The sequence below is a fragment of the Enterobacter cloacae subsp. cloacae ATCC 13047 genome (genome assembly GCF_000025565.1).
Taxonomy (GTDB): domain Bacteria; phylum Pseudomonadota; class Gammaproteobacteria; order Enterobacterales; family Enterobacteriaceae; genus Enterobacter; species Enterobacter cloacae.
Genome location: NC_014121.1, coordinates 3,775,691 through 3,800,254, shown reverse-complemented (window position 1 = coordinate 3,800,254; position 24,564 = coordinate 3,775,691). Strand labels below are relative to the sequence as shown.

Annotated in this window: 26 protein-coding genes and 4 pseudogenes; 6 read left to right on the top strand and 24 right to left on the bottom strand. The window is 53.5% G+C overall.

Features of this window, described 5'->3' with window-relative positions:
• Positions 1 to 10: 10 nt before the first annotated feature.
• Complete coding sequence (locus ECL_RS18495; RefSeq protein ID WP_032618314.1) at positions 11 to 1,708, bottom strand: sensor histidine kinase; 1,698 nt, start codon at positions 1,706 to 1,708, stop codon at positions 11 to 13.
• A 387-nt stretch (positions 1,709 to 2,095) separates the two neighbouring features.
• On the opposite strand from ECL_RS18495, the gene alaC reads away from it, so the two are divergent.
• Positions 2,096 to 3,331, top strand: a complete 1,236-nt coding sequence (gene alaC, locus ECL_RS18490; RefSeq protein ID WP_013098178.1) for an alanine transaminase — start codon at positions 2,096 to 2,098, stop codon at positions 3,329 to 3,331.
• 55 nt (positions 3,332 to 3,386) lie between these two features.
• Here the strand turns inward: alaC and ypdK are convergent, their stop codons facing one another.
• Positions 3,387 to 3,458, bottom strand: coding sequence for a membrane protein YpdK (gene ypdK, locus ECL_RS18485; protein WP_099458937.1), 72 nt, complete (start codon positions 3,456 to 3,458; stop codon positions 3,387 to 3,389).
• A gap of 357 nt (positions 3,459 to 3,815) precedes the next feature.
• Positions 3,816 to 4,736: a kdo(2)-lipid IV(A) palmitoleoyltransferase gene (gene lpxP, locus ECL_RS18480; protein ID WP_169746048.1), complete on the bottom strand. Its 921-nt coding sequence runs from the start codon at positions 4,734 to 4,736 to the stop codon at positions 3,816 to 3,818.
• A 310-nt stretch (positions 4,737 to 5,046) separates the two neighbouring features.
• Between lpxP and ECL_RS18475 the strand changes: the two genes are divergently transcribed.
• Entirely contained in the window at positions 5,047 to 6,426 is a 1,380-nt protein-coding gene (locus ECL_RS18475) for a diguanylate cyclase (RefSeq protein WP_013098174.1), read from the top strand.
• Between the two features lie 209 nt (positions 6,427 to 6,635).
• Here the strand turns inward: ECL_RS18475 and ECL_RS18470 are convergent, their stop codons facing one another.
• The 11 genes from ECL_RS18470 to ECL_RS18420 all read right to left on the bottom strand — a co-directional run bounded on the left by ECL_RS18470 (position 6,636) and on the right by ECL_RS18420 (position 12,366).
• Positions 6,636 to 6,962, bottom strand: a complete 327-nt coding sequence (locus ECL_RS18470) for a TA system toxin CbtA family protein (protein ID WP_044157892.1) — start codon at positions 6,960 to 6,962, stop codon at positions 6,636 to 6,638.
• A 20-nt stretch (positions 6,963 to 6,982) separates the two neighbouring features.
• On the bottom strand, positions 6,983 to 7,300 hold the full coding sequence (locus tag ECL_RS18465; RefSeq protein ID WP_007869729.1) for a type IV toxin-antitoxin system YeeU family antitoxin: 318 nt from the start codon (positions 7,298 to 7,300) through the stop codon (positions 6,983 to 6,985).
• Positions 7,301 to 7,313: 13 nt separating this feature from the next.
• On the bottom strand, positions 7,314 to 7,541 hold the full coding sequence (locus tag ECL_RS18460) for a DUF987 domain-containing protein (protein ID WP_013098172.1): 228 nt from the start codon (positions 7,539 to 7,541) through the stop codon (positions 7,314 to 7,316).
• A gap of 8 nt (positions 7,542 to 7,549) precedes the next feature.
• Complete coding sequence (gene radC, locus ECL_RS18455; protein ID WP_013098171.1) at positions 7,550 to 8,026, bottom strand: RadC family protein; 477 nt, start codon at positions 8,024 to 8,026, stop codon at positions 7,550 to 7,552.
• Positions 8,027 to 8,041: 15 nt separating this feature from the next.
• Positions 8,042 to 8,500, bottom strand: a complete 459-nt coding sequence (locus tag ECL_RS18450) for an antirestriction protein (protein WP_013098170.1) — start codon at positions 8,498 to 8,500, stop codon at positions 8,042 to 8,044.
• A 103-nt stretch (positions 8,501 to 8,603) separates the two neighbouring features.
• A complete protein-coding gene (locus ECL_RS18445) occupies positions 8,604 to 8,843 on the bottom strand; it encodes a DUF905 domain-containing protein (protein WP_007869725.1) in 240 nt (79 codons plus the stop codon).
• Between the two features lie 23 nt (positions 8,844 to 8,866).
• Positions 8,867 to 9,688 carry a DUF932 domain-containing protein gene (locus ECL_RS18440; protein WP_007869723.1) on the bottom strand — a complete coding sequence of 274 codons (822 nt, stop codon included), beginning with the start codon at positions 9,686 to 9,688 and terminating at the stop codon, positions 8,867 to 8,869.
• A 126-nt stretch (positions 9,689 to 9,814) separates the two neighbouring features.
• Positions 9,815 to 10,111, bottom strand: coding sequence for a hypothetical protein (locus tag ECL_RS18435; RefSeq protein WP_015386464.1), 297 nt, complete (start codon positions 10,109 to 10,111; stop codon positions 9,815 to 9,817).
• 43 nt (positions 10,112 to 10,154) lie between these two features.
• Complete coding sequence (locus tag ECL_RS18430) at positions 10,155 to 10,427, bottom strand: hypothetical protein (protein WP_007869719.1); 273 nt, start codon at positions 10,425 to 10,427, stop codon at positions 10,155 to 10,157.
• Positions 10,428 to 10,483: 56 nt separating this feature from the next.
• Complete coding sequence (locus ECL_RS18425; RefSeq protein WP_013098169.1) at positions 10,484 to 11,221, bottom strand: DeoR family transcriptional regulator; 738 nt, start codon at positions 11,219 to 11,221, stop codon at positions 10,484 to 10,486.
• Positions 11,222 to 11,481: 260 nt separating this feature from the next.
• Entirely contained in the window at positions 11,482 to 12,366 is an 885-nt protein-coding gene (locus ECL_RS18420; RefSeq protein ID WP_007869717.1) for a GTPase family protein, read from the bottom strand.
• A gap of 81 nt (positions 12,367 to 12,447) precedes the next feature.
• On the opposite strand from ECL_RS18420, the gene ECL_RS18415 reads away from it, so the two are divergent.
• The gene (locus ECL_RS18415; protein ID WP_007869714.1) at positions 12,448 to 13,407 is read left to right on the top strand and encodes a hypothetical protein; all 960 of its coding nucleotides are present in this window, start codon (positions 12,448 to 12,450) and stop codon (positions 13,405 to 13,407) included.
• Here ECL_RS18415 and ECL_RS18410 read toward each other — a convergent pair.
• Positions 13,404 to 14,402, bottom strand: coding sequence for a hypothetical protein (locus tag ECL_RS18410; protein WP_228099692.1), 999 nt, complete (start codon positions 14,400 to 14,402; stop codon positions 13,404 to 13,406). The two genes, ECL_RS18415 and ECL_RS18410, sit on opposite strands and share 4 nt — an antisense overlap.
• 229 nt (positions 14,403 to 14,631) lie before the next feature.
• Positions 14,632 to 14,823: a helix-turn-helix transcriptional regulator gene (locus tag ECL_RS18405; RefSeq protein WP_013098166.1), complete on the bottom strand. Its 192-nt coding sequence runs from the start codon at positions 14,821 to 14,823 to the stop codon at positions 14,632 to 14,634.
• 588 nt (positions 14,824 to 15,411) lie between these two features.
• On the opposite strand from ECL_RS18405, the gene ECL_RS18400 reads away from it, so the two are divergent.
• Both ECL_RS18400 and ECL_RS18395 read left to right on the top strand, forming a co-directional pair.
• Positions 15,412 to 16,532 (top strand): IS3-like element ISSen4 family transposase gene (locus ECL_RS18400; RefSeq protein ID WP_144340281.1). Its coding sequence is split into 2 segments (ribosomal slippage): positions 15,412 to 15,670 and positions 15,670 to 16,532, totalling 1,122 coding nucleotides; the frame shifts between segments, so codons are not numbered across the junction.
• Between the two features lie 23 nt (positions 16,533 to 16,555).
• Positions 16,556 to 16,930: pseudogene (locus tag ECL_RS18395) on the top strand (GNAT family N-acetyltransferase); the annotation flags it as partial.
• Between the two features lie 153 nt (positions 16,931 to 17,083).
• On the opposite strand, the pseudogene ECL_RS18390 reads toward ECL_RS18395, so the two are convergent.
• A pseudogene (locus ECL_RS18390) lies at positions 17,084 to 18,270 on the bottom strand (IS3 family transposase); the annotation flags it as partial.
• Between ECL_RS18390 and ECL_RS27865 the strand changes: the two are divergent.
• Positions 18,270 to 18,401, top strand: coding sequence for a hypothetical protein (locus ECL_RS27865; protein WP_256025477.1), 132 nt, complete (start codon positions 18,270 to 18,272; stop codon positions 18,399 to 18,401). The pseudogene ECL_RS18390 and the gene ECL_RS27865 sit on opposite strands and share 1 nt — an antisense overlap.
• A 24-nt stretch (positions 18,402 to 18,425) precedes the next feature.
• Here ECL_RS27865 and ECL_RS18385 read toward each other — a convergent pair whose 3' ends face one another.
• From ECL_RS18385 to ECL_RS18360, 7 genes and pseudogenes are all read right to left on the bottom strand, one after another.
• Positions 18,426 to 19,388, bottom strand: coding sequence for a zinc metalloprotease HtpX (locus tag ECL_RS18385; RefSeq protein ID WP_004152113.1), 963 nt, complete (start codon positions 19,386 to 19,388; stop codon positions 18,426 to 18,428).
• Positions 19,375 to 19,863, bottom strand: a complete 489-nt coding sequence (locus ECL_RS18380) for a phosphate-starvation-inducible PsiE family protein (protein ID WP_004152114.1) — start codon at positions 19,861 to 19,863, stop codon at positions 19,375 to 19,377. The genes ECL_RS18385 and ECL_RS18380 overlap by 14 nt, the downstream gene beginning before the upstream one ends.
• Positions 19,864 to 19,977: 114 nt before the next feature.
• Positions 19,978 to 20,124, bottom strand: a pseudogene (locus ECL_RS27785) (phosphate-starvation-inducible PsiE family protein); the annotation flags it as partial.
• A gap of 237 nt (positions 20,125 to 20,361) precedes the next feature.
• Positions 20,362 to 20,558 (bottom strand): annotated as a pseudogene (locus ECL_RS18375) (hypothetical protein).
• On the bottom strand, positions 20,558 to 23,353 hold the full coding sequence (clpK, locus tag ECL_RS18370) for a heat shock survival AAA family ATPase ClpK (protein ID WP_004152116.1): 2,796 nt from the start codon (positions 23,351 to 23,353) through the stop codon (positions 20,558 to 20,560). Before clpK ends, ECL_RS18375 begins: the two are co-directional and overlap by 1 nt.
• A 105-nt stretch (positions 23,354 to 23,458) precedes the next feature.
• Positions 23,459 to 24,028: a small heat shock protein sHSP20 gene (gene hsp20, locus ECL_RS18365; protein WP_004152117.1), complete on the bottom strand. Its 570-nt coding sequence runs from the start codon at positions 24,026 to 24,028 to the stop codon at positions 23,459 to 23,461.
• Positions 24,029 to 24,062: 34 nt separating this feature from the next.
• A complete protein-coding gene (locus ECL_RS18360; protein ID WP_004152118.1) occupies positions 24,063 to 24,344 on the bottom strand; it encodes a helix-turn-helix domain-containing protein in 282 nt (93 codons plus the stop codon).
• Positions 24,345 to 24,564 lie beyond the last annotated feature (220 nt).

The window sequence follows — 24,564 nt, the reverse complement described above, 5'->3', positions numbered from 1 at the left end:
TTACTCCGGCCTAAGGCAACAGGGATGTAGACGCATGAACGGGAGAGCGTTCATTCGGAATATAAAAGGCGATCTCGGTGCCCGGTTCAAGGCGCTGAATATGCAGCCCGTCGCCGTACAGCAGTTTGACCCGGTGGTGGACATTCAGCAGCCCAATCTTATTCCCCGGCATCTCGTTGGCCTCAACGCGCTCAATGACTTTAGGATCAATTCCGTGGCCGGTATCGCGCACGGCAATTCGCACGCGGTTGCCGCTTTCGGTCACGCTAATGGTCACCACCCCTTTCCCTTTACACGGCTGAATCCCGTGGACAATAGCGTTCTCAACCAGCGGCTGGATCAGCAGGCTTGGGATCACACAGTTGACCTCTTCATCAATATCGTAAATGACCGTGAGTTTGTCACCAAAGCGCGCCTGCTCAATCGCAATGTAATCCTTGATCTGATAAAGCTCTTTTTTAATGTCGATCTGCTCGTCATCTTTTAGCTCAATGTTGTAGCGCAGGTAGCGTGACAGATTGAAAATCAGCTGACGTGCGGTATCCGGATTAAGTCGAATGGACGAGGAGATCGCATTCAGCGCGTTAAACAGAAAATGAGGATTAATTTTACTCTGCAGCGCGCGCAGCTCTGCCTTATTTGCCATCTCGCGCAGCTGTTCCGCGCGGGAGACCTCCAGCTGGGTAGAGATAATCTGCGACAGCCCGATGGCCATCTCCTGCAGGGAGGAGGTGATCTGGTGCGCGTGGCAGTAGTAAATTTTCAGGGTTCCCGTCACCACGCCTTTCTCCCACAGCGGGATCACCAGCATGGAGTGAATTTCTGGGGTTCTGTGGGCTTCATCATTGTTTTTAATGATGATTTTACCGTAATTGATCGCCTGCCTGGTGGTGGGGCTGATGGTGTCATCGCTGTCCTGATAGTTATGCTCACCCACGCCAACATAGGCCAGGACGTGGTCGATATTGGTAATGGCCACGGCATCGGCATGAATATCGCGACGGATGATATCGCAGACCTGACGTAAGGATTCAGCGTTAACATGGCGGAAGAGCGGCAGCGTTTTGTTGGCGATATCCAGCGCCAGCTTGGCCTGACGTGCGGCGCTGGCCTCTTTTTCCCCTTCAACGCTTTGCACCAGCAGCACAATAAAACCGATACAGACGCTGCCGAGGATCATCGGAATGCCGATTTTAGAGACAATATCCAGCCCCAGCGCGATGGTGGGAGCCCAGACGACCACCAGAACCATGGTCAGCGTTTCGCACAGCATGCCCGCGATGATCCCGGCGCGCCAGTGCTGCTTTTTCGGGATTTTGCGGTTAATCCAGCCGGAAAGGACGCCGGCGATGATGCTGGTGATAAAACACGGCACCGCCGTCACGCCGCCGATATCTATCAGGTAACGATGTGTCCCGGCAATGAGACCCGTAATAATGCCCACCCAGGGGCCAAACAAGATCCCACCGGACATCACGGCGATAACACGCACGTTGACCAGCGACCCTTCTACCGGCACCCCGGACCAGGTGCTGAACAGCGCGAAAAGTGAAAAGATGGCGGTAACGGCCAGCAGCTCTTTTGCCGAGTGGGCGGACTTGTGCAAAAGCTCGCGGAACAGGCGAATACGAATGAGGAAAAACAGGCAAATCAGCATTAATGCCGCACGGTCAAAAACCGCCAGCAGCATATCGAATATTTCGTGCACGAGTCGACCAGCGAAAAGAGGAAAGCCCAATGATAAAAAACCTGACGCCTGTTGACCAGCTATCAGTCGGGTTTATCAAATGAGGAAAAACCATAATCTTCAAAGGGGATTGAGGGTGGCTTCCTGAAGATGCCAGTTTTTTTACTCCTGGAGAACGACAAGGTAACAGTTTTGATATCATCATGTTAAAGACTGGGTATTAAAATTGCACAATAAGCAGGAACGCTTCCGCTTTCGGTATCTGAAGGTTCCCGTTTTTAACGCGACATCTTTTTTTTTGCTTAACCCCTCGACAGCATGTTTTTTTTCAGGTTATTTTCTAAACACGCCACATAAGTGGCAGCGTCGCTCGGACGGTCCGGGCGCTAACGTTAATCTGAGGAATCTATGGCTGAATTCAGTCCTGAACGCCGTTTTACGCGTATCGATCGTATCCCCCCTTATGTTTTCAATATCACTGCTGAACTGAAGATGGCTGCGCGTCGTCGCGGCGAAGATATTATCGATTTCAGCATGGGTAACCCTGACGGCCCAACGCCTGCGCATATTGTTGAGAAGCTCTGCACGGTCGCCCAGCGCCCGGATACGCACGGTTACTCCACCTCTCGCGGCATTCCTCGATTACGTCGTGCGATCTCTCGCTGGTACCAGGATCGCTATCAGGTTGATATCGATCCGGAAAGTGAAGCCATTGTCACCATTGGCTCGAAAGAGGGGCTGGCGCACCTGATGCTGGCTACGCTGGATCATGGTGATACGGTGCTGGTGCCTAATCCAAGCTACCCCATCCATATTTACGGCGCGGTGATTGCCGGCGCGCAGGTTCGCTCTGTGCCGCTGGTGGAAGGGGTCGATTTCTTTAACGAGCTGGAACGTGCGATTCGTGAAAGCTATCCGAAACCGAAGATGATGATCCTCGGCTTCCCGTCTAACCCTACGGCGCAGTGTGTAGAACTCGACTTCTTTGAGAAAGTCGTCGCACTGGCGAAGCGTTACGATGTGCTGGTGGTACACGACTTAGCCTACGCCGATATTGTGTACGACGGCTGGAAAGCGCCTTCCATTATGCAGGTTCCGGGCGCACGTGATGTGGCGGTGGAATTCTTTACCCTGTCGAAAAGCTACAACATGGCGGGGTGGCGTATTGGCTTTATGGTGGGTAACAAAACGCTGGTGAGTGCACTGGCGCGTATTAAGAGTTACCACGATTACGGCACCTTTACCCCACTGCAGGTGGCCGCTATCGCCGCGCTGGAAGGCGATCAGCAGTGTGTTCATGATATTGCCGCCCAGTATAAACGCCGTCGCGATGTGCTGGTGAAAGGGCTGCATGAGGCTGGCTGGATGGTGGAAATGCCGAAAGCGTCAATGTATGTCTGGGCAAAAATCCCTGAGCCTTACGCGGCGATGGGGTCACTGGAGTTTGCCAAAAAGCTGTTGCAGGACGCGAAGGTCTGCGTCTCGCCGGGCATTGGCTTCGGTGATTATGGCGATACCCATGTACGGTTCGCGCTGATTGAAAACAGCGACCGTATTCGCCAGGCGGTGAGGGGCATTAAGAGTATGTTCCGCGCCGACGGGCTTCTCGCATCAAAGAGTGCCGCTGAACAGCACGAATCTTAATGACATAAAAAAACAGGAGCCAACGGCCCCTGTTTTTTTGACTGCATGTTCTTCGCTAGATCATCAGGGCGAAGGTTCCGGCCCACACTAAAACAATCACCGAAATGCCCATAAAGAAATATTTCACGTTTCATCGCTCCGCGTATCTTCTGGTACGCACTTAAAAACAGAGTCCACCTGATTATAGAGAACTGACATTTGCCTGCGACGGAAATGAGAATTATCCCGTTACGATGCAAACTCCAGCTCAGAATTCTGTGCTTTCCTGTTGCCAGACGGCGCTAATGTACGCCTAAAAATGAGGGGTGACAAGAGGCATTTTTTTAAATTCTTTCCGTAACTTACGGGTGTCGTGGAACGGCGACAGTTTGATTTCAGAGCGCAATAAATCCACGTTGAGCGACGGCAAGAAAAGACAATTACTCAGGGTGATTACAGGTGATTGAAAAGGTTAGTTTCTTAGCGAAACTAACCTTTCTCCACATTAAATATAGAGAGACGCTTCGCCATGCGGCCGCGTTTTGAAACGGCGATGCATCCACAGATACTGCTCCGGCGCGCGCATAATTTCGGTCTCGATAACTTTATTGATGAACGCTGCGGCTTCGCATTCATTTTCCGGATAGTTTGCCATCTCCGGTGAGATGTGCAGACGATAGCCAGATTTATCAACCTTTCTCACCATTGTCACGGTCAGCATTGCGGCGCCTGACAGACGCGAAATCACGAACGTGCCGTTGGTGGTGGCGACATTTTTAACCGCAAAGAAGGGCGCAAAACTGCTGCCTTTACGTCCGTAGTCCTGATCGGGTGCAAACCAGACGGCTTCGCCTTTCTTCAGGGCGCCGACCATACCGCGCAGATTGTTACGGCTGATCATCGCCTTATTGGAACGCATGCGACCACGGGTTTGTACCCACTCCATCAGCGGACTGTTGTGCGGGCGGTAGGTGGCCATCATCGGCTGACAAAGCCCCATTACTCGGCCGCCCAGCTCCAGCGACATAAAGTGGACACCAACTACCATCACGCCACGGTTTTGCATTTGCGCGCGTTTCAGGTTTTCGAGACCTTCCACGTCAAACCATTTGCGGACGCGCTCATCAGGCCAGAACCAGGCCATGCCGGTTTCAAGCAACGCCATGCCGATAGATTTAAAGTTCTCGGCAATCAGTGTTTCGCGCTGCTGCGCATTATACTGGGGAAAGCACAGTTCGAGATTTTTACGGGCAATAGATTCACGACGTTTGAGGAAGTGGCGGGACGCGCTGCCGAGCCTGGAGCCCAGTACGCGGATCATAGGATAAGGAAGTTGAACCAGAAGCCAGAGTACGCCAAGACCAAACCATGTAAACCAGTAACGCGGGTGTAAAAACGCACGTTTGAAGTGGGATTGAGACAAAATAGTGAACCTATGTAAAGCCTTTGAAAGTAACGCATAAAGCGATACCACGTGCCAATTAGACCGTTGGACAAGGTCATGGTTGCAGGCTTTACCGATCTTTACGGCGTTGCCTGACCACTGCTGACGTTGGGTGGGCGGCGTAATGTAGCACCGTTATACGATATGTGCTATTACTCGTTTTTGATTAAAAAAGCGGCACCTGGAAAGGGTGTTGATTTTGTTGCTGTTGTTGATTATCACGCATGCCAGACGGTGAATCCGTGCGCTCATTCCCGTCGGACAAGCTAACGATCTCCCCTGGAGGGTGTAAATGGAAACCTATTTACAAACCGTAAGGGATGAGTGGATTCAGTTAATCAATGAAACGGATCCCCTCGTTCATCAACTTACTGCGCAACTGGCCAGCGATCATGCTTCTGGTCTGATTACGGAGTTTTATCGTGTGGTCCTGGCCGACCCTCATGCAGCGGAGTTTCTGACCACTGAGCAGGTTGAAAGGCAGTTGCAGGAAGCGCTGCGTCGTTGGCTTGTTGATGTTCTCTCCTGCCGGGTTGAACAGGTTGATGAACAGATGCGGGCTCAGCAGCGCGCCGCCGATGTTCACGCCCGAATAGGTATATCGGTAGACCTGGTTGAGATGGGTTTCCGGATCCTGAAAAAGCTGTTGTTACCTCTTATTAATGCCACACCACACCCTTCTGAGACCAAGTTAAGCATCTATCACTACGCCATTAACAGTATTGATCTGGCAATGGAGGTGATGTCGCGCGCCTATGTCTTCAGCGAGAACAATGCGGCAAAAGAGGACGAGAACTATCGAATCTTCTCGCTGATGGAAAATGCGGAAGTTGAGAAGGAGCGGCAGACCGCCGCATTGCTGACGTGGGAACTGTCGCTGCTTTATAAAGTGATGCTGGACTCCAGCATCGACAATAGCCGGCCGCTCGGGCAGTCCGACTTTGGGCTGTGGTTCAGTCATAAGGGACGTCACTACTTCAGTGGTATTGCCGAAGCAGGGCATATCTCTCGTCTTATCCAGGAGTTCGACGCGGCTTTTCATGACGTTCGTCAGACAGACGATGCCCTTCACGACAGACTGCGGCAGGTGCAATTTTTGCGGCTGACGCGAACGACCTTCTCGCAAATCGTGACCCTGCTGCATGAGCTGTTTGATGAGGTAGCCCGGCACGAGGTGGGCGTGGATGTGCTCACGCGTCTGCTTAACCGTCGCTTCCTGCCAACCATTTTTAAACGTGAAATTACCCAGGCAAGTCGTTCTGGTACGCCGCTGTCGGTGTTGCTTATTGATGTCGATAAGTTCAAGCAAATCAACGATACTTGGGGGCACAACACGGGAGATGAAATATTAAGAAAGGTTGCCGGGGCGTTTTATGACAACGTTCGCACCTGTGACTATGTCTTCCGCTATGGCGGAGATGAGTTTTTGATTGTGCTAACGGAAATCACCGAAGCCGATACCCTGCGCATTGCCGAGCGGATCCGCCGACGCGTGGAAAAAATTAAGGTTCATTCCCCGACAGGCGAGCCAATACCGTTGTCGCTTTCGATTGGGGCGGCCATGTTTAATGGTCATCCTGACTACGAACGTCTGATTCAGGCTGCGGATGAGGCGTTGTATGGGGCAAAACGACGGGGGCGAAACTGCGTGGAGTTATGGAAAGCGCAGTGACGTTTACTATCAAAGTGTCCCCTGCAGACTTCGAATATGTATGGTTTATTTGTTGATAGTTAAGGTTTATTTGTTGTTAATAAAGTTAAGGGGCCCCCAATAAGGCCCCCAAAAGTTATTTTGACAGAATTCATTGAATAATAACTAACCGTCTTTGGTTCGATTCCGCTTAATAGATATCGTACTCGAAAACTTCATCTTACCATATCTCAATGAGATCCTCGTAAAAGACCTATTGCCTGTCTTGCCCTCAGAATATCGACAGCCCGAAGGTAAGGGGATTGTTCCTGCCAGCGAAATCCCTTCCTGTCGATACGGACCAGTTCGTATTTTTCCACCAGAAAATTCACGGCATCTGACAGGGTGATACCGGCATCGATATGTTGCTGTATAACAACTTCATCGCTGAATGGGGGGTCGTTTATTGTCAGACCGTAGTGCTGTTCCAGCAAACGCGCCAGTAACATTTGCCAGACAGCCACGGGTGACAGGCAGGGCTTCGCTGCCCGCTGAGTTGTTGCAGGTAAAGTTTTCATGTTTGCTCTCGTGAAGGTAATTAACGCTGAGTGGGATAAATGGCGATGTATACGTAGCCGCAACTGCCAAGGGTGTCGGCTTCACAGGTAAAACCGTTGTGGTACAGGGTGACGCAGTGGGCATGTTGGGGGCTGAGTTCACCGGTGGTCAGCATCGATTCCATCTGGCGGATAAAGTGTGGGAATGTGTCATCCAGCTTCCGGCATTCGGCGTCACTGAACATACCGGTGATGCTGGCCCGGTCAGCCAGGTAGTGCAGCCGGTTGCCCTCCTGTACCAGACGGGCTCCCAGGCGCGGCGTGATAGCCCGCTGCAGGCCCCAGATGATGTGGGTCATGGGGGCTCTCCTTTTATTGTAAGTTCAGGGTAATACTCATCAGGCAGGCATAAGGCCCGTTGCGGTCCTGGCGGCGTTCGGCGTATACCGCGAGGACTCCGGTGATATCCGGAACGTCCCTGCCGGTGTAATGACAGACGCTGCCGTGCCACTGATATTTTCCGCTGCTGTAGCGAAAGATCCGGGACTCAGGATGCTGGCGGTATATCGTCATTGCCCGGCGTTTACTGATAATTTTCATGTCATACCTCACAACAGACCGTGTTCTGCGAACGAATAGATTTGCCTGCCGCCAACAATCAGGTGGTCAGGGACGCGGATATCCACCAGCTGAAGCACCTGCACCAGTCGCTGCGTGAGGGCTTTGTCAGCCTGGCTGGGTGTTGTCTCACCGGAAGGATGGTTATGCGCCAGTATCACCGCCGCCGCGTTGAAATGCAGAGCACGTTTGACCACTTCCCGGGGATGGACTTCAGTGCGGTTAATCGTGCCGGTGAAGAGCGTTTCATGGGCAATCAACTGATTCTGGTTGTCCAGATACAGCACCCGGAACGCTTCCCGCTCAAGTGCGGCCATATGCAGTCGCAGCCATTCACGGACAGCATGGGTGGAGGTGAAGGCCACGCCGGGCTCATGCAGGTGCCGGTCCAGCGCCCTGAGCGCCCGCTGGATGAGACGCCGGTCGTGTGGCGTCATCTCGCCGGGTAAAAAGGAAAGCTGTTTCATTCGTTGTTCCTCCGGTCAGTCGATGATACGCAGAATGGCGTGGGCTTCAGGATGCTGCAGGGCGTAGTCCCGCAGGCGGTAGAAGTGTGCGGTCATTGCATCGCATTCGGTGCGACAGGCATGGTGGCTGTATTCAATCAGGCAGACCGCGATACCGGCGGCTTCTGCACTCATATCTGCATCGTTGCCATTCAGACAGTTAAACAGATGCCATTTATCGTCACTGTCATACTCGGGGGCCATAAATGCCCCGCTGTTGCTCAGGGTGTGGAACGACCAGATACCACCGCCGTAGGTCGTACAGAAGCGGTCCATCCAGGCGAAGATATGCGGCTCCAAGGTTAGCCACTGCGGTATGCTGCCGAAGTGTTGCGGCCAGAAATCGATACGCTGTTCATCGGGGACTGGCGTGACGGTCAGTTCAAATTCGGGTTGGTTAGCGGGTGCGAGGTCGTACTGCGTCTGCGTTGTCATGGATATGTCTCCGTCAATAAAAAACGCCAGCGGCGAGGGCTGGCGTATGGGGTTAACAAAGCGTGTTCGGGAAGGTGAGATGTCGCGGGTAAATGCTTCGGGGTCAGCGGGTAACGGTGTCTTTGTGGATGCCATACTGCCGGATGTAGCCGTTAAGACCTTCACCGGCATCCGGTTCAAAGTTCCATGCCCGCCAGACCGTCCGGCCTTCGGTGTCGCGAACCACCAGGCGGAAGTGACTGCCCTGGTCGTCTTCAATGGTGATATTACGGTACAGACGGATAAGGGTTTCGGCCTGCTGACGTGAGAACGAACCGGGAGGCAGGGTTAACGATTCAGTCATGGTGACTCCGGATAGTCAGCGTGTCAGGACGCTAGGTGCAGCATATTCTCCGCCATGACCCAGAGCGCCCGGTTGAGCTTCACGTCCCCGTCAATCCCCTTTACCGCACGGGTATGAGCTCGCTTGCCTTTGGTCGTTCTGCCCGGCAGACCGCCCTTAATCAGATTCTCCTGAATGCGCTGGTAGGTGGTCCACAGGTCGTTACTCTCATCCTGCCAGCGGCGTGGGGAAAGTATCTGTGATTCCGTCACCGGCTGGTGGTCTTCGCGAAAGCGGTACGTGAGCGCCGCTTTGGCCAGTGCCTGCTGTGCTGGTGGCGGTAACAAAAGCGATTGCATGGCATCGCGCTTCTCCTCCACACGGTCGAATATCCCCAGTACTTCGTAAGCCCCTTCAATGACTTTCTCCACCACATTGCCTTTATGTGGCACACGTACCTCACCAAAACTCTCACCGCAAATCAGCCCGTTCTGGCAGACTGCACGAAACAGCCCCGGCAGCATCTGGTATGAGCTGGAGCCGTCATGACTGTTAAGCAGGATGATTTCAGGGACCTGTTTGCCAGTGATCTGGCCTTCGCGACGCAGGCGCAGCATGTGTTTGGTGTGCTCTCGCTTGCTCTGGTCCCGAACCCGGGTCTGGCAGGCAAAAAATGGCTGGAAGCCTTCGCGCTGAAGGTTATCGAGAAGGGTAATGGTCGGAATACAGGTATAACGATCACTTCGGGACTCATGCTTGTCTTCGCTGAACACACTCGGTACATAATGCATTAACTCCTCACGGGTTAACGGACGGTCACGGCGAATAAGATTTACCGCACCAAAGCGGCTGGCTAATCGGGTCATGGCGAGACTCCTGTGAGAAAAAAACAAACGAAAACGGCCTGCTCAACTGAGCAGGCCGTGGTAGGGGGTTAAACAGCAAAGTGTGCGGAAGGGGGAATACCCGTCGTTGAGTTTGTCGCGGGAGGCTCAGGCCCGGATACCCAGTATGCTCATGGCGACCATAAATCCGATGAACCAGCCAATAAACTGGGGCAATACCGCCCAGAGCAGACGGGCCTGAATGACGGCACCGGTACTTCCGTAAACCGCATCCGGCATGATCCATTTTCGGATGAGATTACCCAGCCAGACGCCCAGGCCCGGCAGGACACACTGCAGCACGGCGGCCCATGCTGAATACCCGAACCCGACAATACGGGTATCAACAACCGTGATAATCAGCCCCACTAGGGTTGACAGGCTGAGACAAAGGCTCAAAGGCATAGCAGCCCTCCTTAAACATGGCAATTTCCATAAACTCAGTGAGTTAGTTTGTTCTGTCGTAAAACAGCCCGTCGTTCCGGTTGCGAAACATCATGCCTTGGCAGGTATAGGGCATGTCCAACTGGACATATTTTCGGGTGACCATACTCTGATACGTGCAGATTTTCTGTGCCCCGCCCGCGGCGCTGTTCTCCGTTCTGACCAGACGGAATGCCTCGTAATCACTGTATCCAGCCTGGGCTACGGTGGGGATAAAAAGACTGACACTGCTGAGGGCCAGGGCGCTGGCAATCATGCGACGATAACGCGGATGCATACGGTGTTTCCTTATTAAGTAGGTAATAGACAACAATGAAAGGGATGGCCTGATGGTCACCCCGTCGTGTTAGTTGCAGCAGGGCTCTTCTCCTCTGTTAAAGGTGGCGCAGAATGGGATGCAGCCATCACGTCGTGCATGACCGGGAAATGAGGCAGCGCCCGGATGAAGGCCACCTGACGGGTGAGTTGACATACCGTATCACGACGCTCGAAGCCCTCACTCAGGACGGTGATGGCGGTGATCCCGGACAGCGGCAGAACAACGATCCTTCCGTGCTGCTCACCGACCAGATACAACGCTCCCTCAAGGAAAATAAGCCGGTACGGTGCCAGGTGTTCAGCCCGCACACCGTCAGCCAGTTCCCGGATGCACTGCTGCTGAATGATGGTATCGACCAGTCGGGAAAAGAGACCGGGGCGGACGGGGGCGCTTTCGGCGTCCTCCTGCCAGACCAGACAGGATGAGATATCCTCACTGTCCGTTAGCGTGTTTACCAAGCGAAGGTCCGTTTCTGGAAACACCTGCTGAAGCCCAACATTGCGCATAAAGCACAGGGTTCCCGGGGCACGCTGTGCCATACCGGGATCTGACAACAATCGGCAGTGCCCATGACGGTACTCAAGGTTCAGATATATCAGCCGCTCACGAAAATCGCGGCGCAGGGTGCGTACCGAGACACCAAACTCGACTGCCAGTGTCTTCACGCTCAGTGTTTCGCCTGCCAGCAGACGACTGATAATGAGAGACAGTCTGACCGCCAGTCGGTCATAGCGGTGCTCAGTCTGTGACATGGCATGTTCTCCATCGTGATGAACGTATTGAAAAAGATGTGATTACTGTAAACAGGGGGAGGGTCAGGGTATGGACAGGGCGAAAAATATTTTTATCACCCGTCAGTACCGTACGGGCTGCGGCACTGACTGTATTCAGTCTGTTTTTTAACCGGATACACCACACCTAAAATGGACAGGGTGTGTCCGGCAAACGGAGAGCGAATGCAAGGTGCACACATAGTGGTGCATTTGCTCACGGGATAACGGCATTTCAGCCGTCAGAAGAAAAACCGCCAGACACTGCGGGCAACAGAGACCACCGCACTAATCACGGTACTGACCACCGCATTCACTGCGGAGGGAAGGGACAGCTCCGACAGGGTGTGTGTCATCACGTCGCTGACCGTATCGCCAAAATCCTGTTGCGCCTGCGCCTCAATTTTTTGCGTGCGGTATTGTGGTCTGATGACCGAACTGACGGCACTGCTGGCGCGGGCAGGCAGTGAGCGAAACAGCACCTCCACCAGCTCAGGCAGATGCCAGCCAGTGGCTGCTGATACGGTGATCACCGGGAGTGCCGGGTGGTTGAATAACGAGCACACCGCGCGCTGCTTTTCCTTCAGGTGTTTTAACTGTTGCTCTGAAGGTTGATTAAGAAAGCCGCTCCATTCACGGGAAGGCTCGATTTTATCGGCTTGGGTCAGGACAAACAGCACCTTATCCCTCCCAGCACTGCCTGGTGACAGCATCCGAAAATAAAAATCACAGTCGGGGGTCAGTGCCCGGTCATCGGCTTTAATCAGCCAGAGCACCAGGTCCAGCTCCGGCCAGATACGTTGATACAGTGCCTGATACTCTTCATCCCGCTCCGGGCTTTCGCCCACCCCGGGCAGATCAATCAGCGTCACCTGGCGTTCACCTGCCTGCAGCGTAAAACGCTGTGGCTCACGGGTACACGCAGTGGTATGACTGACGGCCGAGACCGTGCTGCGAAACAGTGCGTTACACAAACTCGACTTCCCAGCACCAGTCTTTCCCATTATGCCGATGATGGGCTGGTAATGAATAATGTCGTGCAGACGTTTAGTGACTTCCTCTGCAACATTGCTGGGCAGCAGACTAAGTGGCGAATACAGCTGATTTAATTCTTTATTGCATTTCATTATGTCACCTTATCAATTGATTAAGAATGCATCGCTTGCCTCTGTCAATCTGGTGATATATATTTAAAGAAAATTTAAATCGTGAATAAAAAAATGAAAAGTCACAATCAAGAAAAAGCAAAAAAAGAAGTTCTGGAATTCATTAAAAAGAACAAAGCACTATACTCCAGGCGTATATCAACCTATAAAAAAGAAGAGTTAATGAATGCATTCTACTGCAGAGAGTTATTCTTTAACTGTGAAAGAGCAATCAAACGCATGGAAATAAACAGCATGGAGTTTGATAATAAAAAGCTTTCTGACAGCCAAAAGAGAACTCTGCGAAACAAATTCATGCAAAACGATTCAAATAAGGAAAAGTTAAAAACGTTGTCAACACGCATCGAAAACCTTGATATTTTAAAGCAAGACAATGTGGATTTAATTATCTGGAAACAAAACCCCAGACAGGCTGTGCAAAAACTTACCTTTGAAAGGATTTTTAATGAATCCAGAAATGCACATCCCAGTATAAAGGAGCACATGCGTTTTCTTGAAGCATGCCATGCATGCTTCCCCTTCACTCCTAATGATTACCCTAATGCCCGAAGCGCCAATCCTGAGTTAAGCTCTGTTTTTAATAAAATCAATCATCTGACCAGCCAAATCATTCCAGATAATTATCCTTACTCAACTGAAATGGCCTCTTTATCTAATTTATGGATTACAATTGATCTTCGTTACTCTGATTATATTCTCTCCAGCCAAATTGCAGGCATCATCAAACTCGAAAGGCAGTCATATCCAAAACAAGTGCAAAATGATATAGATAATTGGCTGAGTTTTGAAACAATAAAAAGGAAATTGCTCACACTTGACACATTCGTTATCATCGATGCTTTAATATTGAGCGCAGCTAAAGGCGTAATCTTAAAAAACACTGAAATAAACAACTCACTTAATTCCTCAGGCACTGAGTTGCGTAATATCAAGAACGCGATCGATTATTTCATGGATATACTTAGCGATGAACTTGATAATAATGAATTCACACCTCACTAGCATTTGCGAATCCACCTCGGATAGCCCTCATCGGAAATGTAGGAGGGTTTAACCGCAAAAAACTTCGCATAAATGTCTAATATACTCTCTTTAGCAGACGCAGGATCGCTAACAGATATTGACAGGTGTTTTTTACAATACCGCCTAAACAGAGATAGTGAAGAAAAAAGCGCACGTACCCTTAACATTGTTTTCTTCCCATTTTCCATTACCCACACGAACCTCTTAATTCTGGATAAAAAGCGTTCAGGATCGCCTCGCAAATAAGCATGAAAGAAAGCAAGTGCAATCATATCAAAGTAGCAGGTAATAAAAGTGACACGCTTACCTTTAAACTTAATTATTTTGTTTCGAAAAAGCTTACATATGTATTTCAGACAATAAAGGATGGTTCTTTCTTTTAAGCGAATCAGTTCCGCATTCAATAGATCAAAAATAAAAACCTGGTTGAAAACTGCGTCAGCATTTAAACATCTGCTTTGTCCATTTTTTATTCTTGGCAGCTTGCCAATTTTACAAAACAATGCATTAACTTCATCGTCTGAATAATTTCTAACGATAGAATTGATGAGACTATGCGGCATATCCTTCCTTTTCTTACTTAGAGAATGACCATTAAACATCTCAAAAGCATCATTTTCAGGGATTTTATCTTTATTCATTTTGTTTATAAATGAAGGTGCAATCATAATGTTCTCTGGTACATTCATCCCTCCTTTTGAATTTGGATACTTATGACTTAAATCCAGCTTAATAAATGGAGTTAGTTTGTGTTCATTTTTTTTGCAGTTGCCTCGTATTTTCTTTTTCAAAAAATGGCTACATGGAATCTGTAATCGGGATTTAATTCGGTATAGTGAAATGATGTTGGCGATATCCTCAAGACCGTTAATTGAATTCAATTGCAATGGATTGTTTTTAATAAACCCCTCTGTGTTAAGCCAGTACGAGTGATTATGGATTTCAGTTTTATCAGAATCCTTAAGGGTTCTCATACCAATCCCTTTGCATTTATTTGAGCAAAATTTATTATTTCTCGTTTCAGAGAAATTAGCACCACAAACTTTACAGCGAATGTCTTTCTTTACATTCCTTTTTCGGCTCAATTCCTTCCGTCTATTAAAGTGGATATAACAAAGCCTGACACCATATTCATAGCTAATAGATGCTATATTCTCTTTGCACCCTTTTCTGCAACATATTGCCATTACATACCGTCCATGTTCACTTCACGCGGTTTTCCAACCATTCGTGTATGTCACTTAGCCTCCAACGAGAACTTCTGCCAAGTTTTATTGGCTTCATAAATTTTCCGTCCTGAATTTGCTTATAAATCCATTTATCAGTGACTTTCAGCGTTGCTGCGATCCACTTCATATCTACAAGTTGCATGTCATTGTTTTCACTTCTTTCCACACTGTTCTCCTGATGTGCCGCCCTTTCGCAAGATACTGGCTGTATAGGGCCACAAAGTGCAGGCAAAAGATCGCTCTAGAAATTGTCTTGACAATTCACTTCAGTTGCGAACTAGAGGGGAGGAAACGATTGATGGTGTAGTCTTTGTAAGATGCTCCGATAAAACCGCCTAAGTTGATCATGCAAAATGATCAAATGAGACCTGCCATTAAAGTAAAAATGGTAAGATTCAGGTTGCTACCCACGCAGCATTTACTAGTATTTAAATCTTACAAACAGATCAAGATTGGAATATAAATTCAAACATTAATTAAAAACCCAGCCAATCAAACCAAATAAATAAAAATTAAAGATATATTTAAAGTCAGCGTAACCGATATATGGACAGCTATATCAAACAACATCTTGCTGCAGATTGCTGAACATTGATTGCATGTTGAATGGAAGGCATCAGCTATACCACCGCAGTAAGTTGCGACAGGTGTTACCTGCTGCTTGTTACAAGGCTGACTAATGTTGACCTGCTCCCCGTTGATTAGTACACCCCGATGTTAGTAATGTCTTCATAAGCCACATGAGGACATCCCCATGAAGAAGCGTTTTTCCGACGAACAGATCATCAGTATTCTCCGCGAAGCCGAAGCTGGGGTACCCGCCCGTGAACTCTGCCGCAAGCATGCCATTTCCGATGCCACGTTTTACACCTGGCGTAAGAAGTATGGCAGTATGGAGGTGCCTGAAGTTAAGCGCCTGAAGTCGCTTGAGGAAGAGAACGCCAGACTCAAGAAGCTGCTTGCCGAAGCCATGCTGGATAAAGAGGCGCTTCAGGTGGCTCTTGGGCGAAAGTACTGACGACAGACCAGAAGCGGGAAGCCGTGATGTTGATGTGTGATGCGACCGGTCTGTCGCAACGTCGTGCCTGCAGGCTTACAGGTTTATCCCTGTCGACCTGCCGCTATGAGGCTCACCGTCCGGCTGCTGATGCGCATTTATCAGGGCGCATCACTGAGCTGGCACTGGAGCGCAGGCGTTTTGGCTACCGTCGTATTTGGCAGTTGCTGCGCCGTGAAGGGCTTCATGTTAATCATAAGCGCGTGTACCGGCTTTATCACCTCAGTGGCCTGGGCGTAAAACGCAGAAGACGTCGTAAAGGGCTGGCAACAGAACGTCTGCCGCTGCTCCGTCCGGCGGCGCCCAATCTGACCTGGTCGATGGATTTCGTCATGGACGCACTTTCCACCGGTCGCAGGATCAAGTGTCTTACCTGCGTCGATGATTTCACAAAGGAATGCCTGACGGTCACTGTTGCCTTTGGGATTTCAGGCGTTCAGGTCACGCGTATTCTGGACAGCATTGCACTGTTTCGAGGCTATCCGGCGACGATAAGAACTGACCAGGGGCCGGAGTTCACTTGCCGTGCACTGGATCAATGGGCCTTTGAGCATGGTGTTGAGTTGCGCTTAATCCAGCCGGGCAAGCCAACGCAGAACGGATTTATTGAGAGCTTTAACGGACGATTTCGCGATGAATGTTTGAATGAGCACTGGTTCAGCGATATCGTTCATGCCAGGAAAATTATTAATGACTGGCGGCAGGATTATAACGAATGCCGCCCGCACTCCACGCTGAATTATCAGACACCGTCTGAATTTGCAGCGGGCTGGAGAAAGGGTCATTCTGAGAATGAAGATTCCGACGTTACTAACTGAGTGTTGTATCTAATCGTGGGGGCAGGTCACTTGGTGCAGCACGAACGTTCGTCGTTTGTAAAAGAGACACTAAACAGGTTGTCGGTTTTTACTCTCTGGCCACCGGCAGCGTTAACCACGTGGAAGCAATGGGAAGCCTCAGGCGCAATATGCCAGATCCAATTCCCGTAATCATACTTGCTCGCCTGGCAGTTGATGTTTCATACCGTGGCCAAGGGCTCGGGGCCGATTTACTGCATGATGCAGTTCTGCGCTGTTACCGTGTAGCTGAGAATATTGGAGTCCGTGCGATTATGGTTCATGCACTGACTGAAGAAGCCAAAAACTTTTATCTTCACCATGGCTTTAAGGCATCACAAACTCAGGAACGGACATTGTTTTTAAAGTTACCACAGTGAGGTTTGAGGAAGAAAGGGGCTTGTTCGATATTTAAGATATTGATTTATAATGATTTTACCATTGAATTTAACATAATCTTTGTTATGCGCACCTGTATTGTCAGCACAAAGCGTTATTGTCGTCTCAGGGGCTGCGGATGTTTTCCTGGACTGTTATGTTGTGATCCCAAGATGCTGCCGGTACTTCACAGGACTCATTGCACCTAATGATAGCTTGATACGTTTCTCGTTATACCAGCGTATGTACCTGTCCAGGAAGCAGATAAATTTTTCCAGCGTGATACCCGCCCAGTCTCTGCCATAGAACATTTCGTTTTTGATACGCCCGAAGAAGCCTTCACACGCAGCATTATCCGACGAGCATCCTTTGCGCGACATGGACCTTATAAGTCCGGAGGTGTTGATACGCTCGAGCCAGCCCGGCCACCGGTAATGGCCACCACGATCGCTGTGTATCACTGGTTTATCATGTTCGTTGAGCGTATCGAGTGCGTCATCGAGCATCGTATTCACCAGCGTCGCGTCCGGGCGTGTTCCTATCGACCAGCTTACAACCAGGCCATCAAAGCAGTCGATAACCGGCGACAGATAGACTTTTCCAGCCGGAAGCTGGAACTCCGTAATATCGGTCAGCCACTTCTCATTTGGCCTGCAGGAACTAAAATCCCAAGCGAGTAAATTTTCCGGTGCCGGGCCGATTTCGCCACAGTAAGAGTTGTATCGTCGTCGCCTGGTGCGCTTAACAACGAGCTGCTCTTCTGCCATCAGTCTGCGGACAACCTTTTCAGAAATAACCCTGTTGTTACCGCGAAGCATCGCGTGAAGGCGCCGATAGCCGTAACAGCGGTAATTCTCCTCAAAGATATCGGCCATGATCACGCGTATTACCGCATACTTATCGTACAGACGTTTTGGTAAAAATAACAGCTGCGGGCAAGTTGCAGAACGCTTAGCAACTCAGCAACGGGGTACTTTTTCTTAAGGGCATCAACTATCAGGGTTTTCTCCCTGTTTTTCAGTTTCAGAAAGCTGACGCCCAGATCTTTTTTTATCAGTTCATTCGCCTTTGTCAGTATGTCACGTTCGAGCTGCAGCTGATGAATCTGCTTCCTGAGACGCTGGATTTCACCGAGTAAAGCATCCTGATTTTTATCCTGAGGGGCTGACTTTCGTTTGCGCATGGATTGATAAGCCTCGTCACTGATAAGGTCTTTCTTCCATTTGTACAGGACCGGGACGCTGACGCCTATGCTTTGTGCAACTTTACGCGCGGTTCCACGTCGGTTACAGAGCTCCCGGACGGCCTGAGACCTCTCTTCCGGGCTGAAGCATTTGTTTCGTGGGGACTGAACCAGGCTTCGATGGCGGGCAGGAACTGCCACAGCAGCATGAGTGCGGCGATGCAGCCAGTGATGACGAGCCAGCGCCGGATGAATCGATCCGGCGCCGGGCGGCTGTAGGGGTCGGGTAGGTCACGTCATTCTCCATGTTGAAATCAGCGCCAAAGGCCGCCAGTGCGCCAGCGTGGCGGACGTGGTGATACGGTCACTTCGGGGTCGAAACGGGCCGATGGAAACGGCGGCATCGCGGGCGGCGGAGCAAGTTCCAGCAAGCGCTCAATGCGTTCAGCCGTCGCTGGATGCGTGCGCAACCAGGAGGGTTCCGGATTGCCCCATCCGGGCAGCAGCCAGGCGCGCCAGGAGCGGCTCACCCGCTCGATCTTGGCGAGCGCTGAGGCCAGCCCGTGCGGGTCGCCGGTCAATTCGGCAGCGAGCCGGTCGGCGTCGAATTCGCGCACCCTGGACAAGCCCAACTGAGCCAGCAAGGCCAGCTGTGGCGCGACCGCAAGTAGAAGCAACGCGGGCCAATTGACTTCCGTGACTCCAAGCAATAGCGTTGGCAAGCTGAGCACGATCGCAAGCTGCCCCAACAAGGCCAGAAGATGGGTGAGCCGGCTGATGGAATCGGCCAAGCCCATGACACGCAAATCCTCGTTCGCAATATGCGCGATTTCGTGGCCGAGCACGCCGGTCAACTCGCGGGGCGTGAGGCTACGCAGCAGGCCGTCGGTCAGCGCGATGGCCGCGTGATGCTTCGAACCGGTGGCGAAGGCGTTGACGACCCCGCTGGGCACGTAGTGCGGTACCGGCACGGTAGGCAGCCCGGCCCGCGCCGCCAGTTCGCGCAACACAGCCCAAAGATCGGGCGCTTCATCCGGGTGCAGGGGGCGTGCGCCATACAGCCGCAAGGTCAGCCCGGAGGCGGCCGCCGGTTCAAGCAGCAGGGTGAACCCCGCAGCCGCAAGCGCCAGCCAAAGCCCGCCGTCACCCAACAGCAGGCTGCCAGCGACGGCGGCAATTCCGAGCAGGGTCAGCACCAACAGCACGGTTTGCAGGCGATTGTGCCAGCGATGCCGCGCGCCGACATTCTGCGCGTGGCGCAGATCACGACTGATCATCTGAGCTTTCCCCGGCTGTCCGGTCATCGCGCTCGCGCAGCAGCCAGTAAGTCGCCCCGAGGGCCAGTGTCGCGCCTGCAAGCGCCGCGACCTTGGCGGGGCCGGTCTCCGGGTCGAGGATTACGAATTTACGCGCCAGGGCGATCAGCCCGATCAGGATCACCGTCTTGACCTGGATGATGCTGTCGCGCCGCAAGGCCACCCTCACGATGGAATGCTTGAACTCCATGGCAATGAGCAGCGTCATGATCATGCCGAACACGGTCTGGAAGACCTTGTGATCGAGCGGATTGAATGCATCAATGATCAGCAGGCTGAAGACGATCGAGATCAGCTGCAGCAGCGAGACCACGATGATAACGGCAATGATTGCGGACAGCGCGAGCGCGATCACCTGTTCAAAGCGCTCGTAGAACGTCATCACTGCCCATTGGGCGCGAAATGTTTTGATCGGGTCTGCTTGCTTTTCCTTCATCGCCACTCCTCTCAATTCTGAAATACTTGTGCGCCCACAACTTGGTTGCACCCTCGTCTTTTTTGCCTGGTAGAGCGCGCTGTCCGCCTGCAGCATCACCTGCTCGACAGAGTGCAAACGGGGGTCAAGGAGAGCCACCCCCATGCTGGCGCTATAGCTGATCGACACCTCTCCACACACCACCGCTGTCGCCGCAGTGTCCTGACGAAATCGCTCCGCCCATACTTGGGCGCCTTCTATCGATACCGCTTCCAACAACACAGCGAATTCCTCCCCCCAATCCGGGCAGCCATGTCGGTTGCGCGAACATGTTCCCTCAACCGTGAAGCAAAGGGGTCCGTGATCACCATACGCAGCAACTGCTGCTCTATTTCCTTGCGAGAAGAGATGTCGAACAGAGTACCGACTATCAGTTGCCTGCCCGCGTCACCCAGCCATGGGCCTTGTTCCTCGAAAGTCGAGTTGCCAGAGGATCAGGTGAACAGATGGGCCGCGCCGTCACGCGAACGGATGGCCAGCGAGCGGGAGGGCAGTGCCGCCGCTGATGAGCAGTCCCCACGCCGTGGGGACTGCTCATCACGCTTGTAGACGCCCGCGTGACCTGCGGCCACGACCGCCACCGCGATCGAGGCCAGGGAGGCTGCCCATGCCAGTGCCAGGCCGATGGGGTCGGACACGGCAGCCTCGCCCGCCATCAAGATGCGTCGCTCGCCTTCGCGGCATCCGGCTGCTCCGGCTCGGCCGGGGTCTGCGGTGGCTCTTTGCGTTCGAACACCACGCGTTCGGCCTTGTCGTCCCAGCGTGCGCTGGCGTGATCGCCCTTGCCGATACCGCCGCCGAGCATCTCGCGCGCCAGCGCAGTTTCCAGCTCGCTGCGGATCAGGCGCTTGAGTTCACGCGCACCGAACTCGGGCTTGTAGCCTTCTTCCGCGAAATGGTCGATCAGCGTCTGATCGAAAGTGAGCGTCACGCCCTGGCTGGCGGCGCTGCGCGCCACGCGATCGAGCTGCAGGCCGACGATGTGGCGGATCTCCTCCTTGCCCAGCGCATGGAAGACGATGATCTCGTCGATGCGGTTGAGGAACTCGGGCCGGAAATGGCCGCGCAGCACGTCCATGACTCCGGCCTTGGTCTTTTCGTACTCCTCGCCGGCCGCCCCGCGCGCCTTCAGCCGTCGCTGGATGATGTCCGAACCCAGGTTGGACGTGGCGATGATGATGGTGTTGGTGAAATCCACCACCCGGCCCTTGCCGTCGGTGAGGCGACCGTCGTCGAACACTTGCAGCAGGATGTTGTATACGTCAGGGTGTGCCTTCTCGATCTCGTCGAGCAGCAGCACGCTGTAGGGCTTGCGCCGCACCTTCTCGGTGAGCTGACCGCCTTCGTCGTAACCGACATAGCCCGGAGGCGCGCCCACCAATCGCGCCACGGTATGGCGTTCGCCATATTCCGACATGTCGATGCGCAACAGGGCGTGCTCATCGCCGTAGATCGATTCGGCCAATGCCTTGGCGAGCTCGGTCTTGCCCACCCCGGTCGGGCCCAGAAACAGGAAGGTAGCCACCGGTTTGCTGCCTTCACGCAGGCCGGCGCGGGACAGCCGCACGGCATCGGCCACGGCACGGACCGCCTCGTCTTGTCCCACCAGGCGCTCGTGCAGCCGTTGTTCCAAGTGCAGCAGCTTTTCGCGCTCTTCCACCGTCAACTCGTTGACCGGGATGCCGGTCAGGCGCGAGACGATCTGCGCCACGTGTTCCGCCTTGACCTCGGCACTGCCGGAGGCCCGCTCCCGCTCCCAGTCCTCGACGAGCTTCTTGAGCTCGGCCTCCTTGGCTTCGATGCGCTTCCCGAGCTCGGCGGCCTGGTCGTACTGCTTGCGCGCGGCCACGTAATCCTGTTCACGCCGCAGCTGGTGCAGTTCGGACTCCAGCTCCTGCACGGCCACCGGCCGGGCCGTGGCCGACAGCTTCACGCGCGCGGCCGCCTGGTCGAGCAAGTCGATCGCCTTGTCCGGCAGGAAGCGCGCCGTGATGTAGCGGTCGGACAACTCGGCCGCCGCGATGATCGCGTCCTCGGAGATGCTGACCTTGTGGTGCGCCTCGAAGGTGTCGCGCAGGCCGCGCAGAATCATGATGGCCTGGGCCACCGTCGGCTCGGGTACCGTCACCGGCTGGAAGCGCCGCTCCAGTGCGGCATCCTTCTCGATGTATTTCTGGTACTCGTTCAGCGTCGTGGCGCCGATCAGGTTGAGTTCACCGCGCGCCATCATCGGTTTGAACACGTTGGCCACGTCCAGCCCGCCTTCGCCACCGCCCTGGCCGGCACCGACGATGGTGTGCACCTCGTCGATGAACAAAATCAGCTCGCCCTGGTGCTCGGTCACCTCCTTCAGCACCTTCTGCACGCGCTCCTCGAACTCGCCGCGATATTTGGCGCCGGCCACCATGGCGTTGATGTTGAGTTCCACCAGGCGCTTGTCGCGCAAGGTCTCGGGCACTTCACCCGCCACCATGCGCTGCGCCAGCCCTTCGACGATGGCGGTCTTGCCCACACCCGGCTCGCCGATCAGCACCGGGTTGTTCTTCTTGCGCCGGGCCAGCACCTCGATGGTGGTTTCGATCTCCTGCGCGCGGCCGATCACCGGGTCGAGCTTGCCGTCGCGCGCCATCTTGGTCAGGTCGCGCGAGTACTTGTCGAGTTCTGGCGTGTTGGTCGGCGTCTCAGCGCGGCCATCCTCGGCGCCCTTGCCGACCACCTTGCTGACCTGTTGGCGCAGCGCCTGCGGCGTCAGGCCGTAGCGGCGCAGCAGGTTGGCGGCCAGCCCTTCGCCTTCCTCAGCCAGACCGATCAGGAAATGCTCTGGACCGACATAAGAATGGCCGAGTTCATTGGAGGCCACGAAGGCGCGGCTGAGCGCATCCTTCACGCGCGGCGACACGCCGATCTCGCCCTCGAAGGGCTTGTCCCCGCGCTTGGCCTCAGACTCGATCTGCCGCTTGAGGTCATCGACCTTGATCTTGAACTGACCCAGGATGGTCTTGACCACGTCGCTGTCGGCCAGCGCCAGCAGCAGATGTTCGGTATCCACCTCGGAGCGGCCAAATTCGGCAGCGTGTTTGGCGGCCTCCTGCAGCAAGGCTTCCGACTGTTCGCTGATGCGGCTGGCCAGCCCACTGCCGCGACGGCGCGGCGCACCCGAACCTGCGGCGGCGGGCTCGCCAAACGAGGCATCGACCACGTCATCGGTATCGGCGGCAACTGGCGTCGCGTCGTCGCCGATGCGGAAGAAGTCACTGCCGAGGAAGTCCTCGAACAGGCCGCTGCGCGAGCCGAACAAGGCTTCCAGCGGCGAAACGGTGCGCTTTTGCTGGCGCACTAATTGCCGGTAATGGTCGTCGCACAACAGCATGGTGCTGTGACGACCGTTGAGATTGGCTTCCACCCGCACGGTGGCGGGTTGGCCGCAGACCTGGCATTGTTTTCTGGCCATGCTGATGCTCCTGAGAAGGTTGACAAGGTTGAGGCGACGAGGCATCGCGAACCGCGACTCCTCGTCTCGTGCCGGGTTTTTCTTGTGACGAACGAGCCGGCGACGTCAGCCGTTGATCGGGATCGAGCGTCCCTGCTTCGGCGCGCTGACCTCGCGCTTGTCGATCGTGACCGTGAGCACCCCGTTCTTGAACGATGCTTTGATCGAATCCTGGTTGGCGTCGTCAGGCAGGTTCAAGGCACGCTGAAAGCTGCCGTAGGAGCGCTCCACACGGTGGAAGCCACCTTCCTTCTTCTCCTGTTCCTGGCGCTTCTCGCCACGCACCATCAGCACGTCGTTGTCGAGAGTGATCTGGATGTCCTTCTCCTCGACACCGGGCACTTCCAGGGCAATCTTGTACTGCTTGTCGGTTTCCTGGATGTCCAGGGCCGGCTTCAGCATGCCCGACCAATCGGATGGCCACTGCGGCATGTTCAACGCCGGAAAACCGAAGCCCCGGAATGCGTCATCGAACAGCCGGTCGATTTCCCGATGCAGTTGCAGGATCGGGCTGACTGGCCCGCTCGCCGCTGGCAGGTCATTGCGCTGCACCGGCAGGGAAGAGACGGTCTGCTGCTCTTGCTGCTCGTTCTTGAACCAGTTCCAGGGAGCCAACTTCTTGAAATCGATGTCCATGTCATACCTCCAGAAAAATTGGAAAACGAGTTACTCAAGCCCTTTGCCTGCTGTGACGGGCAGTGCGCCCAGGCGACACGGGCTGCTCGGATGACTTCTGCTGTTCACGCTTGCGCATCACCTCCTTCTTTGCTGCGGCTCGGGTCTGATCATTGATCCACTGATCGATTTCACTTTGAGGAAACCGCCACGTCCCGCCCACCTTGAAAGCCGGAATTTCCCCGTGCGCGGCGAGCCGATAAAGCGTCCGCTTGCCGACTTTCAAGTACGCAGCCAATTCATCGAGCGTGAAAATCACCTGTAGGTGCGCTTTCATCCCTGTAGGTGCGCTTTCATCTCACCCTCTCCAATCGCGTCGCTTTGCGGTTCCGGCCAAGGAAATCCTTGTAATACTTTGTAAGATATTACGCTTACCATGACAGCCTTCAAGAGTCAATGTACAGCGTTCTCCCGCCCCATTGATGCAGGTCAACTGCTCAGGCAAGGCGCAGCGGGGCGGTCTGATCAGGCAATGGACAGCGCCTGGCTCGTCAGCC

Coding starts and splice junctions, on each gene's coding strand:
- alaC (WP_013098178.1), top strand. CDS start 2,096: ATGGCTGAATTCAGTCCTGAACGCCGTTTTACGCGTATCGATCGTATC.
- ECL_RS18475 (WP_013098174.1), top strand. CDS start 5,047: ATGGAAACCTATTTACAAACCGTAAGGGATGAGTGGATTCAGTTAATC.
- ECL_RS18470 (WP_044157892.1), bottom strand. CDS start 6,962: ATGAAAACTTTACCTGCAACAACTCAGCGGGCAGCGAAGCCCTGCCTG.
- ECL_RS18465 (WP_007869729.1), bottom strand. CDS start 7,300: ATGACCCACATCATCTGGGGCCTGCAGCGGGCTATCACGCCGCGCCTG.
- ECL_RS18460 (WP_013098172.1), bottom strand. CDS start 7,541: ATGAAAATTATCAGTAAACGCCGGGCAATGACGATATACCGCCAGCAT.
- radC (WP_013098171.1), bottom strand. CDS start 8,026: ATGAAACAGCTTTCCTTTTTACCCGGCGAGATGACGCCACACGACCGG.
- ECL_RS18450 (WP_013098170.1), bottom strand. CDS start 8,500: ATGACAACGCAGACGCAGTACGACCTCGCACCCGCTAACCAACCCGAA.
- ECL_RS18445 (WP_007869725.1), bottom strand. CDS start 8,843: ATGACTGAATCGTTAACCCTGCCTCCCGGTTCGTTCTCACGTCAGCAG.
- ECL_RS18440 (WP_007869723.1), bottom strand. CDS start 9,688: ATGACCCGATTAGCCAGCCGCTTTGGTGCGGTAAATCTTATTCGCCGT.
- ECL_RS18435 (WP_015386464.1), bottom strand. CDS start 10,111: ATGCCTTTGAGCCTTTGTCTCAGCCTGTCAACCCTAGTGGGGCTGATT.
- ECL_RS18430 (WP_007869719.1), bottom strand. CDS start 10,427: ATGCATCCGCGTTATCGTCGCATGATTGCCAGCGCCCTGGCCCTCAGC.
- ECL_RS18425 (WP_013098169.1), bottom strand. CDS start 11,221: ATGTCACAGACTGAGCACCGCTATGACCGACTGGCGGTCAGACTGTCT.
- ECL_RS18420 (WP_007869717.1), bottom strand. CDS start 12,366: ATGAAATGCAATAAAGAATTAAATCAGCTGTATTCGCCACTTAGTCTG.
- ECL_RS18410 (WP_228099692.1), bottom strand. CDS start 14,402: ATGAGAACCCTTAAGGATTCTGATAAAACTGAAATCCATAATCACTCG.
- ECL_RS18385 (WP_004152113.1), bottom strand. CDS start 19,388: ATGATCAGTCGTGATCTGCGCCACGCGCAGAATGTCGGCGCGCGGCAT.
- ECL_RS18380 (WP_004152114.1), bottom strand. CDS start 19,863: ATGAAGGAAAAGCAAGCAGACCCGATCAAAACATTTCGCGCCCAATGG.
- clpK (WP_004152116.1), bottom strand. CDS start 23,353: ATGGCCAGAAAACAATGCCAGGTCTGCGGCCAACCCGCCACCGTGCGG.
- hsp20 (WP_004152117.1), bottom strand. CDS start 24,028: ATGGACATCGATTTCAAGAAGTTGGCTCCCTGGAACTGGTTCAAGAAC.
- ECL_RS18360 (WP_004152118.1), bottom strand. CDS start 24,344: ATGAAAGCGCACCTACAGGTGATTTTCACGCTCGATGAATTGGCTGCG.